Source organism: Streptomyces sp. NBC_01515, from assembly GCF_045040345.1.
In the GTDB taxonomy this organism is placed as follows: domain Bacteria; phylum Actinomycetota; class Actinomycetes; order Streptomycetales; family Streptomycetaceae; genus Streptomyces.
The window spans coordinates 10,156,876-10,169,264 of record NZ_CP109416.1; the positions used below are offsets into that span (position 1 = coordinate 10,156,876).

10 protein-coding genes are annotated in these 12,389 nt (G+C 69.3%); 6 read left to right on the forward strand and 4 right to left on the reverse strand.

Annotated elements, in window-relative coordinates:
* The first annotated feature begins 14 nt into the window (after positions 1-14).
* The 3 genes from OG407_RS44915 (at position 15) to OG407_RS44925 (ending at position 4,819) form a co-directional block, all read left to right on the forward strand.
* The gene (locus OG407_RS44915) at positions 15-2,045 is read left to right on the forward strand and encodes a GTP-binding protein (protein ID WP_405866553.1); all 2,031 of its coding nucleotides are present in this window, start codon (positions 15-17) and stop codon (positions 2,043-2,045) included.
* Positions 2,046-2,132: 87 nt separating this feature from the next.
* Positions 2,133-3,989, forward strand: coding sequence for a cellulase family glycosylhydrolase (locus OG407_RS44920; RefSeq protein ID WP_405866555.1), 1,857 nt, complete (start codon positions 2,133-2,135; stop codon positions 3,987-3,989).
* Between the two features lie 176 nt (positions 3,990-4,165).
* The gene (locus tag OG407_RS44925; RefSeq protein WP_405866557.1) at positions 4,166-4,819 is read left to right on the forward strand and encodes a TetR/AcrR family transcriptional regulator; all 654 of its coding nucleotides are present in this window, start codon (positions 4,166-4,168) and stop codon (positions 4,817-4,819) included.
* Here OG407_RS44925 and OG407_RS44930 read toward each other — a convergent pair.
* A complete protein-coding gene (locus OG407_RS44930; RefSeq protein WP_405866559.1) occupies positions 4,816-5,811 on the reverse strand; it encodes a helix-turn-helix transcriptional regulator in 996 nt (331 codons plus the stop codon). The genes OG407_RS44925 and OG407_RS44930 overlap by 4 nt on opposite strands.
* A 108-nt stretch (positions 5,812-5,919) precedes the next feature.
* Here OG407_RS44930 and OG407_RS44935 point away from each other — a divergent pair, with 108 nt between their 5' ends.
* Positions 5,920-6,318: a VOC family protein gene (locus tag OG407_RS44935; protein WP_405866561.1), complete on the forward strand. Its 399-nt coding sequence runs from the start codon at positions 5,920-5,922 to the stop codon at positions 6,316-6,318.
* Here the strand turns inward: OG407_RS44935 and OG407_RS44940 are convergent.
* A complete protein-coding gene (locus OG407_RS44940; protein WP_405868924.1) occupies positions 6,315-7,541 on the reverse strand; it encodes a glycosyltransferase in 1,227 nt (408 codons plus the stop codon). The genes OG407_RS44935 and OG407_RS44940 overlap by 4 nt on opposite strands.
* Before the next feature lie 181 nt (positions 7,542-7,722).
* Here OG407_RS44940 and OG407_RS44945 point away from each other — a divergent pair, with 181 nt between their 5' ends.
* Positions 7,723-9,681, forward strand: a complete 1,959-nt coding sequence (locus tag OG407_RS44945) for a ricin-type beta-trefoil lectin domain protein (protein ID WP_405866563.1) — start codon at positions 7,723-7,725, stop codon at positions 9,679-9,681.
* Positions 9,682-9,744: 63 nt separating this feature from the next.
* Here OG407_RS44945 and OG407_RS44950 read toward each other — a convergent pair whose 3' ends face one another.
* Positions 9,745-10,086 carry a hypothetical protein gene (locus OG407_RS44950; protein ID WP_405868926.1) on the reverse strand — a complete coding sequence of 114 codons (342 nt, stop codon included), beginning with the start codon at positions 10,084-10,086 and terminating at the stop codon, positions 9,745-9,747.
* A gap of 5 nt (positions 10,087-10,091) precedes the next feature.
* Positions 10,092-11,708: a cytochrome c oxidase subunit I gene (ctaD, locus tag OG407_RS44955; RefSeq protein WP_405866565.1), complete on the reverse strand. Its 1,617-nt coding sequence runs from the start codon at positions 11,706-11,708 to the stop codon at positions 10,092-10,094.
* A 105-nt stretch (positions 11,709-11,813) separates the two neighbouring features.
* On the opposite strand from ctaD, the gene OG407_RS44960 reads away from it, so the two are divergent.
* On the forward strand, positions 11,814-12,335 hold the full coding sequence (locus OG407_RS44960; RefSeq protein WP_405866567.1) for an RNA polymerase sigma factor: 522 nt from the start codon (positions 11,814-11,816) through the stop codon (positions 12,333-12,335).
* Positions 12,336-12,389: the final 54 nt, after the last annotated feature.

Below are 12,389 nucleotides of genomic sequence, written 5' to 3' on the forward strand. Positions count from 1 at the left end.
GGACATGACACCAGGTGCACTTGCTCAACCTCGGGATTCTCGCGCACGTAGACGCAGGTAAGACCAGCCTGACCGAGCGCCTCCTGCACTCGGCCGGTGTGATCGACGAGATCGGCAGCGTCGACGACGGGAACACCCGCACCGACACCCTCGCGCTGGAGCGCCGGCGCGGCATCACCATCAAGTCGGCCGTCGTCTCGTTCCCGGTCGACGACGTGACCGTCAACCTGATCGACACCCCCGGCCACCCGGACTTCATCGCCGAGGTGGAACGGGTGCTCGGCGTGCTCGACGGCGCGGTTCTCGTCGTCTCGGCCGTCGAAGGCGTCCAGCCGCAGACCCGCATCCTGATGCGCACACTCCAACGGCTGCGCATCCCGACCCTCCTCTTCGTCAACAAGATCGACCGACGCGGCGCACGCTACGACGACCTCCTCTCGTCGATCTCCGAACGGCTCAGGGCGGCCGTCGTGCCCATGGGCACGGTCGAGGGACTCGGCACCCGCGAGGCCGATTTCCTGCCGGGGTTCGGCCCGAGCGCACCCGTCGTCCTCGCCGAGCACGACGACGAACTCCTCACCGCGTACGTCGAGAACACCGTGTCCTACGACCTCCTGCGCACCGCCCTCGCCACCCAGACCCGCCAAGTCCTCGTACACCCCGTCTACTTCGGCTCCGCCATCACCGGCGCCGGCGTCGACGCCCTGATCACCGGCATCAAGGAACTGCTGCCCGCCGCCGAGGGCGACCCTCAAGGCCCGCTCTCCGGAACGGTGTTCAAGGTCGAGCGCGGCCCGGCGGGGGAGAAGATCGCCTACGCGCGGATGTTCTCCGGCACCCTCCGCACCCGCGACCGGATCACCTTCGGCGGCACGGGCGGCACGGGCAGCACGGGTGACACGGGCGCCGGCGGTGACATCCGCGAGACCCGCGAGACCCGCGACGAGGGCAAGGTCACCGCGATCAGCGTCTTCGACCACGGGACGGACATCGACAGTGACTCCGTCCCGGCGGGGCGGATCGGCATGCTGCGAGGCCTCGGCGAGATCAGGATCGGGGACTCGATCGGGGTACCGAGAAAGGCAGTTGAGCACTTCTTCGCGCCGCCGACCCTCGAAACCGTCGTCGTCCCGGGCCCGGACGCCGACCGCCGCGCCCTGCACCTCGCACTCACCCAACTCGCCGAACAGGACCCGCTGATCGGCCTGCGCCACGACGAGGTACGCCGGGAGACCGCCGTCTCCCTCTACGGAGAGGTCCAGAAGGAGGTCATCCAGGCCACGCTCGCCGAGGAGTTCGGGGTACACGTCACCTTCCGCGAGACGACCCCGCTCTGCATCGAGCGGCCGGTCGGCACGGGCGCGGCGGTCGAGTTCAACAAAAAGGACCCGAACCCGTTCCTCGCCACGGTCGGCCTGCGCGTCGAACCCGGCCCGGTCGGCTCCGGCGTGCGGTTCGGCCTGGAGGTGGAGCTGGGCGCGATGCCGTACGCCTTCTTCAAGGCCGTCGGGGACACCGTGCGCGAGACGCTCGGGCAGGGGCTGCACGGCTGGCGGGTCACCGACTGCGTGGTCACCATGACGCACTCCGGCTACTCGGCCCGGCAGAGCCACGCCCACCAGGGCTTCGACAAGAGCATGTCGAGCACCGGCGCCGACTTCCGCGGACTGACCCCGCTCGTCCTCGTCGAGGCGCTGCGGCGGGCGGGCACCCAGGTGTACGAGCCGATGCACCGGTTCCGCGTCGAGGCCCCGGCCGACACCCTCACCGCCCTGCTGCCGGTGCTGGCCGCGCTGCGCGCCGTACCGCAGACCACCGAGACGCACGGCTCGCTCTGTGTGCTGGAGGGGGAGGTGCCGGTGGCTCAAGTGCACGGGCTGGAGCGGCAGTTGCCGGGGCTGACGCGCGGGGAGGGGGAGTGGGAGAGCGCCTTCGACCACTACGCGCCGGTCGCGCAAGGGGCCGTTCCGGAACGGGCGCGCACCGACCACAACCCGCTGAACCGGAAGGAGTACCTGTTGAACGTGACACGTCGGGTGGCCTGAAAGGTGTCAACAGGGCCTGTGGCGCGCAGACTTACTCGTGAGTCAGAAGTGTTGACAGTGTCCGGAAATCACCGGACTGTAGTGGACATGACGAATATCCGGGCGCGTTTGATCGTTGTCCTGGTTGTCCTCTGCGGATTCCTGTCGGTGCTGGGCGCTGGGCCAGCAACCGCCGCCACCCCAACCGACTCCCTCTGGTTCGACGGCTCGGCGCTGACCGTCCAGAACGGCAGCTTCGTGGACAGTTACGGCCGCCAGGTCGTGCTGCGCGGCTACAACGTCTCCGGTGAGACCAAGCTGGCGGAGAACGACGGTCTCCCCTTCGCCTCGGTCGCCGACGCGAAGAAGTCCGCGACCGCGCTGCGCGCCCTCGGCGGCGGCAACTCGGTCCGTTTCCTGCTCTCCTGGGCCTACGCCGAACCCGTCCGCGGCCAGGTCGACACCACGTACCTGGCCGCCGCCACCGCGCAGATGCAGGCGTTCCTCGACGCCGGTATTCGCGTCTACCCCGACTTCCACCAGGACCTCTACTCCAAGTACCTCTTCAACAGCGGCAGTTGGTACACCGGTGACGGTGCCCCCAAGTGGGCCGTGGCGCTGGGGAGTTACCCGCAGGAGTCCTGCGGCATCTGCCTCTTCTGGGGTCAGAACATCACCCAGAACGCGGCCGTGACGGAGGCGCAGTACGACTTCTGGCACAACAACTACGGCGTCCAGGACGCGTTCCTCGTCACCGCGCAGTCGACGATGACGTACATCCAACAGCACCTGAGCGCCGACGAGTTCGCGGGTGTCGTCGGCTTCGACCCGTACAACGAGCCCTTCGCCGGCACCTACGACTCCGGCCAGACCAGCCGCACTTGGGAACAGAACCTGCTCTGGCCGTTCTATGTGAAGTTCCGGGCCCGGATGGACGCGGCCGGCTGGAGCGCCAAGCCCGCCCTCGTCGAGCCGAACCTCTTCTGGAACTCCAACATCTCCAGCCAGGTGCAGGTGGGCGGGCTCCTCGACGCGGGCACGCTCGGGTCGCGCTATGTCTTCAACACCCACTTCTACGACCAGAAGGCGATCTCCGGCATCCTGATGTGGGGCAACGCGGCCGACGGCCAGTACTCGACCGACTTCGGTACGGTCCGTGACCGGGCCGCCGCGGCCGGCACCGCCGCCATCGTCAGCGAGTTCGGGCATCCGCTGTCCGGAACGGTCTCCGGCAAGGCGCCGACCGTACTCAAGGCGATGTACCAGGCCCTCGACTCCCGTCTCCCGGGCGCCAGTTGGTGGTCCAACCCGGCGGGCTCCGGGCCGGTCCTCTCCGGTACGCAGTGGCAGTGGGACATCTACAACGGCCGCCACAGCGAGCTGATGAACGACAACCCCGACAAGGTGCTCACCTCCGGCGACGCCTGGAACGACGAGGACCTCTCCGCCGTCAACATGACCGACTCCGGAACGGTGACACTCCGTCAGGACGCCCGTCTGCTCGACCGGATCTACCCGAGCGCGACCGCCGGCACCACGGTCGCGTTCACCTACGAGGACCGCTCCCGCGACGGCTCGACGACCCTGACCTGGAACCCGGTCCCCAGCACCCTCCCGAACGTGTCCTCGCTGGTCGGCTCCGGCCAGTACGGCCTGCTGATGTGGCGCTCCAACAGCTCCACCGCGCCGACCGAACTCCACCTCCCGGCGTCCTTCCCGGCCGCGTCCACCACCGTGGTCTCCGACCTGGGAGCGATCTCGGGCGTCCCGGCGTACACGACCTCGACCCCGATCGGCTACGCCAACGAACCGGGCGGCACCGGCAGCCACCGCCTCCTGCTCTCCGCCACCGGCTCGGGAACCCTGCACTACGCCCTGATCACCAACGGCGCGTCGAGCCCCTCCTCGACCCTGCTGAGCGCGGCCAAGTCCGAACTGGCCACCTGGGCGGCAGCGCACAGCTGAGCACCACAGGGGCGCCGGTCTTCCTGGAGACCGGCGCCCCTCCGTATTTATGTGAAGACATCCGAACAAATGCAAATTCGGAGTGAACTTGATGAGAAGTGAGGAAGGAGTGCTCTTTTCCGCAAGGCCACGGACACGACAAGATGGCCGGTGGTCGACGAGACAGGGGTGTGACAGTGACGGGCAGGCTCAAGGCGCCGACGGGTCGTTACGGCGGCAAGTCCGCCGAGCAGCGGCAGGCCGAGCGGCGCGGACGCTTCCTGGACGCCGCGCTCCAGCTGTTCGGCGACACCCCCGGCTACCGCGCCACGACCGTCGCCGCCCTCAGCGAGGCAGCCGGCCTGTCCACCCGGCAGTTCTACGAGGAGTTCCGCAGCCTGGAGGACGTCCTGGCCGCCCTCCACCTCCAGGTCAACGACTGGGCCGAGGAAGCCGTCCTGATCGCCCTGAAGTCCGCGGAGGGCCTGCCGCTCGCCGAACGGTCCACCGCGATCTTCCACGCCTACGCCGCGAACGTCACCGTGGATCCACGCCGTATCCGCATCACCTTCGTCGAGATCATCGGCGTCAGCGCCCGGCTGGAGGAACAACGGCTGGCCCGCCGCGCCCGCTGGATCAACCTCATCTGCGCCGAGGCACGGGCCGCCGCCCAGCGCGGGGAGGCGGCGCGGCGCGACTACCGGATCGCCGCCACGGCCTTCATCGGCAGCGTCAACGGCCTGCTCCACGACTGGAGCGCCGGCTGGGTGGACGCCACGCTGGACGAGGTCGTGGAGGAACTGGTCCGACAGCTGCTCGGGATCATGCGGCCGCCGGGCTGGAAGCCCTAGGACGAGTTGCCCGTAGCGTGCTCGTCCAGTCGGCGGGCCAGCGCGCGGACGAGATCGCGCAGGGCGGCGGGACGTTCGATGACGAACGGACGGTCGAGGGCGGCGAGGACGGGCGGGATCCACTCCAGCCGCTCGGCCCGGATCCGGACGTGGACCCATTCGCCGCCGTCACCGGCCTCTGAATCGTCGGTCGGGACCGTGGACAGAGTCGCGACCTCGGCCGGGAGCCGCGTGCGAATGTGCCGCACACTGCCCCGGATCCGCAGCGACACATCGTGGGTCCACGGCGTGCGCGCGAGGCTGTCCAGCACCGTGGCCGCCGGGTCGAAGTCATCCGGGACGGCGAACGAGCCCGGCCGCACGCTCATCGAGGTGATCCGGTCCAGCCGGAACGTGCGGACCTCGCCGTCGGCCGGGTCCGCGCCGGTCAGATACCACCGTCCGGCATGCGCCACGAGACCGTACGGCAGGACGGTACGGTCGCTGCCGCGGCCCCTGCGGTCGGTGTAGCCGATCGCCACCGGCCGCCGATGGAGCGCGGCCTCGGCGAGTTCGAGCAGTACGTCCGTCTCCGGGGCGGTGGCGGTACGGGGCCGCGCGGTGAAGTCGGCCGTGTCCAGCAGGGCGTCGAGCCGTCGGCGCAGGGCGGCGGGCAGGACCCGCAGCAGTTTCGCCGTGGCACTCTCGCTCGCCGCCGCGGACGTGGTGACGAGCCCCGCCTTACGGCCGGCCAGCAGCCCGAGCACCACGGCCAGGGCCTCCTCGTCCGTGAGCATCAGCGGCGGCATCCGATAGCCGGGGGCGAGCCGGTAGCCGCCGTAGCGACCGCGCACCGAGTCGACCGGCACGCCCAGTTCCAGCAGGTGGCCGACGTAGCGGCGGACCGTGCGTTCGTCGACGCCGAGGCGGGCGGCCAGGGCGGGGACGGTGCGGAGGCCGCCGCCCTGGAGGATCTCCAGCAGGGCGAGCACGCGGGCGGTCGATGTGGTCACTCCGGAAGTCTGCCTCGGATACCGGGCGGAAGCTGTCCGGTATCGGTCCTAGCGTGAGGGACGCCGGTTCATCCGGAACCGTCTCCGACCTCTGGCAGGAAGACCCTCATGAACTTCGTCTCGATCCGCGTCATCACCGACGACGTCACCCGTCTCGTCGGGTTCTACGAACAGGTCACCGGCGTCACGGCCACGTGGTCGACCCCCGACTTCGCCGAACTCGTCACGCCCGCCTGCACGTTGGCGATCGCGAGCACTCGCACCGTGGCCCTTTTCGGTACCGGCTCCGCTCGCCCCGCCGCCAACCGATCGGTGATCACCGAGTTCCGCGTGGCGGATGTCGACGCCGAGTTCGAGCGCCTGGCACCCCTCGACTGCGAGATCGTCCAGAAGCCGACGACGATGCCGTGGGGCAACCGCTCCCTCCTCTTCCGGGACCCCGACGGCAATCTGATCAACTTCTTCACGCCGGTCACCCCCGAGGCCGTGGCGCGGCAGGAGCGCTAGGCCAGGCTGTCCAGGGCGGCCAGCACGGGCGCGAAGCCGTCCTCGGCGCGCACCCGGGCGCCGAGGGCTCGCGCGCGCTCGGCGACGGCAGGTTCACCCGTGGCCCGTACGAGTGCGGCGGACAGGGAGTCGGCGGTCAGGCCGCGCAGCGGTACGGCGGCCGGAGCCACGCCCAGGGTGACCAGGCGCGCGGCCCAGAAGCCCTCGTCGAACTGGATCGGCACCGGTACCGCCGGTACCCCGGCGCGCAGGCCGGCCGCCGTCGTGCCCGCGCCGCAGTGGTGGACCACGGCCGCCATCCTCGGGAACAGCGCCGAGTGCGGGACCTCGCCGACGGTCAGGATGTCGTCACCGGCCGCTGCGAGACCGCCCCAGCCGCGCTGGATCACCCCGCGCAACCCCGCCCGGCGCAGCGCTCGCACGATCTCGGCGCTGAGCCGCTCCGGATCGGGCACGGTGGCACTGCCCAGTCCCACGAAGACCGGGGCCGGACCGGAGTCGAGGAAGTCCCTCAGCTGAGGCGGGAGTTGGGCTTCGGCGTCGTACGGCCACCAGTAGCCCGCCACTGTCAGTCCGGGGCGCCAGTCGGCCGGGCGGGGCACGATCAGAGGGCTGAAGCCGTGGTGGACGGGCCAGTTCTGGCGTTCCCGGGACCGGAGCGCGGCGCCGGGGCGGATGCGGGGCAGGCCCAGCCGGGAGCGGACCTCCGGTACGGCGGTGGTGAATACGTGCTCCACGGCCCGGTTCACCCCGCGCCCGGCGACCCGGTTGCCGACCGCGCCCCAGGAGCCGCCCCCGAGCACCGGCGGCGCGAACTCCCTTGTCGCTGCGAGGGGTTGGAGATACACGCCCATGCTCGGCAACGACAGCCCCTCGGCGACGGCATGCCCCAGCGGCCCCAACGAGCTGGACAGCAAAAGCACTTCACTCGTCCGGGCGGCCGTCAGCAGCTCGTCGGTCATCCGCCCGACCAGCGTCCGCGCCATCGTGACCACCCGCAGCAACTTGCCACCGCCCGAGGCGCTGCGGTGCAGCCCGCGCCCCCGTGAGGACTCCAACTCGGCCCGGGGGTCCACCGGAAGAGGATGGAAGCCGACGCCCGAGCCCGCCACCAGGGGCGCGAAACTCTCGTGGGTGACGAGGGTGACCTCGTGGCCCGCGCGGGCCAGGGCATGCCCGAGGCCGGTGTAGGGGGCCACGTCGCCCCGGGATCCCGCTGTCATGATCGCTACGCGCACGAGGGTCAGTATCGCGCCCGGTGGCCGACGAGTGGGGGATTCCCACGGGGATTCCAACTGCCCCTCGTGTCACAGCCGTTGACTTCACCCTCCGGTGGCTCTACTTTCAGCGCGCCGTTTCGTTCGGTTGCCCGATCCATGTTCGAAATATCGGCAAAGGAGCCGCATGTTCCGCACCCCCATCCTGCGCGCCCTCGCGATGGCCGCAGCGGTGTTCACCCTGCTTCTCGTCACGAGACCCGACCCCGCGGACCCCCTTCAAGCGGCCCCGGTCGCCTCGACGACCCGTCAGATTGCCGTGCCGACCGCCCCGATGGGCTGGGCCTCCTGGAACAGCTTCGCCTCGAAGATCGACTACAGCGTCATCAAGGCGCAGGTCGACGCGTTCGTCGCCGCGGGCCTCCCGGCCGCCGGCTACAACTACATCAACATCGACGAGGGCTGGTGGCAGGGCACCCGCGACAGCGCGGGCAACATCACCGTCGACACCAGCGAGTGGCCCGGCGGGATGAGCGCCATCGCCGACTACATCCACAGCAAGGGCCTCAAGGCCGGCATCTACACGGACGCCGGCGCGAACGGCTGCGGCTACTACTACCCGACGGGCCGCCCCGCCGCCGCGAACACCGGCAGCGAGGGCCACTACGACCAGGACATGCTCCAATTCTCCCAGTGGGGCTTCGACTTCGTGAAGGTCGACTGGTGCGGCGGCAACGCCGAGGGCCTCGACGCGGCGACGGCGTACAAGGCGATCAGCGCCTCGGTCACCAAGGCCACCGCCAGCACCGGCCGCGCGCTGACCCTCTCGATCTGCAACTGGGGCTACCAGAACACCTGGAACTGGGCCACGGGCCTCGCCCCCATGTGGCGGACCAGCACGGACATCTACTACTACGGCGGCACGGCGTCCCAGGCGAGCGTGCTCTCCAACTTCGACCAGACCCTGCACCCGGCCGCCCAGCACACCGGCTACTACAACGACCCCGACATGCTCACCGTCGGCATGTCCGGCCTCACGGCGGCCCAGAACCGCACCCACATGGCCCTGTGGGCGATCTCCGGCGCCCCGCTGCTGGCCGGCAACGACCTCACCACGATGACCAGTGAGACCGCCGCGATCCTCAAGAACTCGGACGTCGTCGCCGTCGACCAGGACGCGCGCGGACTCCAGGGCGTCAAGGTCGCCGAGGACACCACCGGCCTCCAGGTCTACGGCAGGGTCCTCTCCGGCACCGGCAACCGCGCGGTCGTACTGCTCAACCGCACCTCCTCCGCCCAGAACATCACCGTCCGCTGGTCCGACCTCGGCCTGACCGGCGCCTCCGCCACGGTCCGCGACCTCTGGGCGCAGACCAACCTCGGCTCGTACAACACGAGTTACACCGCCAGCGTCCCGGCGGGCGGCTCGGTGATGCTGAAGGTGAGCGGCGGCACCGAGGCGGCGAGCACCAACTACACCGCCACCTCGACCGGCAAGTACACCGCCGTCAGCGCGGCCAGTACCGGCCTGAACGTCGTCGACGTCACCTACACCAACACCGGCTCGACGGCCGTCACCGGCACTCTCCAGGTCAACAGCCAGACCGCGACGACGGTCTCCTTCCCGCCGACCGGCTCCACGGCGGGCACGATCTCGGTGCAGGCCAACCTGTCCAAGGGATCGGCCAACTCCCTTACCCTGACAGGCAGTTCACTCCCGACCCTGGGCACGGTCAACGTCCAGCCGATCCCGGGCGCGAACGGCAACCTGGTCGTCGGCACCGGGTCCGGCCGCTGCGTCGACGTCTACAACAACACCATCACCAACGGCACCCAGGCCGAGATCTGGGACTGCAACGGCGGCCAGAACCAGGCCTGGACGTACACCTCCCGCAAGGAACTAGTGGTCTACGGCAACAAGTGCCTGGACGCCTACAACAGCGGTACCACCAACGGCACGAAGGTCATCATCTGGGACTGCAACGGCCAGAACAACCAGAAGTGGACCGCCAACTCCGACGGCACCCTGACCAACGTCAACGCGGGCCTCTGCCTGGACGCGTCCGGCGCCGCCACGGCCAACGGCACTCTGCTGATCCTGTACACCTGCGGCACGGCGACCAACCAGAAGTGGACGCTGACCTAGCCCTACCGGCCCCGCCACAGCACATCGTCCCGCCGGTCGTCAGGACCGGCGGGACCCGCGTCCCTAGGCGAGCGCTACGGTCACCAGACCCGTCGCCGCGAGCAGGGCGCACGTCAACAGGCAGCAGGCGAGGGCGCGTTGGCGCAGTCGCCGGTACGTCTCCCCGTACTCGTCCCGCAGTTGACGGCCCCGCTCGGCCGTGCGCTGCCACGACAGCCGGGTGAGGGCGAGGTACTCCGCCTCGAACTGCCGCTCCACCTCGCTCCGTTGGCCGTCGGTGAGCCAGTCGAGCCGTGCCGTGAAACGGGCGGCGGCGGTACGGCCCTCCGCGTGGGCGGCGGCGATCAGCAGGTGGCCCTCGACGTCGTTGAGGAAGGCACCGGTGTCGACGGGGTGTTCGTCCATGGCGGTCACCGGGCCGTCAACTCCCGTTCCAGGGCGGGGATGTCGGCGTGGTGGAGGTCGAACGCCGGGGACTCGCTGCGGATGCGGGGGAGCGAGACGAAGTTGTGCCGCGGCGGCGGGCAGGACGTCGCCCACTCCAGTGAACGGCCGTAGCCCCACGGGTCGTCGACCTCGACCTTCTTGCCGTACTTGGCCGTCTTCCACACGTTGTAGAAGAACGGCAGCAGTGACAGGCCCAGCAGGAACGAGGAGATCGTCGACACCGTGTTGAGTGTCGTCAGGCCCTCCACCGCCAGGTAGTCGGGGATCCGGCGCTGCATCCCGTTCACGCCCAGCCAGTGCTGGACGAGGAAGGTGCCGTGGAAGCCGATGAACAGCGTCCAGAAGGTGATCTTGCCGAGGCGCTCGTCGAGCATCTTGCCGGTCATCTTCGGCCACCAGAAGTGGAAGCCGGAGAACATCGCGAACACGACCGTGCCGAAGACCACGTAGTGGAAGTGGGCGACGACGAAGTACGAGTCGGAGGTCGAGAAGTCGATGGGCGGGGCGGCGAGCATGACGCCGGTCAGGCCGCCGAAGACGAAGGTGATGAGGAAGCCGGTGGCCCAGAGCATCGGGGTCTCGAAGGACAGGGAGCCCTTCCACATCGTTCCGATCCAGTTGAAGAACTTCACGCCTGTTGGCACGGCGATGAGGAACGTCATGAAGGAGAAGAACGGGAGGAGGACTCCGCCGGTGACGTACATGTGGTGGGCCCACACGGTCACGGACAGGCCGGCGATGGAGATCGTGGCCGCGACCAGTCCCATGTAGCCGAACATCGGCTTGCGGGAGAAGACCGGGATGACCTCGGAGATGATGCCGAAGAACGGCAGCGCGATGATGTACACCTCTGGATGCCCGAAGAACCAGAAGAGGTGCTGCCACAGCAACGCCCCGCCGTTGGCGGCATCGAAGACGTGTGCCCCGAATTTCCGATCCGCCTCCAGCGCGAAGAGCGCGGCGGCGAGAACGGGGAAGGCCAGCAGAACGAGTACGGCGGTCAGCAGCACGTTCCACACGAAGATCGGCATGCGGAACATCGTCATGCCCGGTGCGCGCATGCAGATGATCGTGGTGATGAAGTTGACCGCGCCGAGGATCGTGCCGAAGCCGGAGAAGGCCAGACCCATGATCCACATGTCGGCCCCGATGCCCGGCGAACGGACCGCGTCCGACAGCGGGCTGTACGCGAACCAGCCGAAGTCGGCCGCGCCCTGCGGGGTGAGGAAGCCCCCGACCGCGATCGTCGAGCCGAAGAGATACAGCCAGTAGGCGAACATGTTCAGGCGAGGGAAGGCGACGTCCGGGGCGCCGATCTGGAGCGGCATGATCCAGTTGGCGAAGCCCGCGAACAGCGGCGTCGCGAACATCAGCAGCATGATCGTGCCGTGCATCGTGAACGCCTGGTTGAACTGCTCGTTGGACATGATCTGCAGGCCGGGTCTGGCGAGTTCGGCGCGCATGAGGAGCGCCATCACACCGCCGATGCAGAAGAACCCGAACGCCGTGACCAGATACAGCGTGCCGATCGTCTTGTGGTCCGTGGTCGTCAGCCACTTGATGCTCTTGAGGTCTCTCACGCCCCGCCTGTGTCCGCGCGCCGCCCGCACGTCACACTCGACGGACGCGAGGAGAATCACGAAATCGGGTGTGACGATCGCCCCGGTGCCGGACACGAACGGAACATGAGCAACGACGAGAACTTCGCCGCTGCCTATCGCGAGCACTACTGGGCGGTCAGCCGCTATGTTGCGCGGCGACTGGACGGGCGGAGCAGCGAGGTCGAGGAAGTGGTGGCGGAGGTCTTCACCGTCGCCTGGCGCCGCCGTGCGGATCTGCCGCCGGCCCCGTTGCCCTGGCTGTACGGCGTGGCCCGTAACTGCCTGGCCAATGCGGTGCGCGGGTACGGGCGGCGGCGTCGGCTCGTCGACCGGCTGGGCAACGACGAGAGCGCGCATGGGCGGCAGGTCGCTGTTGGTCCCGACGCGGAGGCGCCCGGTGCCTGGGTGCACGAGGCGCTCGCGCGGTTGTCGTCGGCCGATCAGGAGGTGTTGCGGCTCACGGCGTGGGAGGAGTTGGGGGTGGAGGAGGTTGCCGTGGTTCTTGGGTGTGGGGTGCGGGCTGCGGCTATGCGGTTGCATCGGGCGCGGCGGAGGTTGAGAGCGGAGGTCGATCGGCTCGCGGTGCTGGGAGGGGCGGGGTGTTGAGTCAGTATTCTGCGGCGCCGTCGTGGCTGGTCGCGCAGTTCCCCGCGCCCCTTG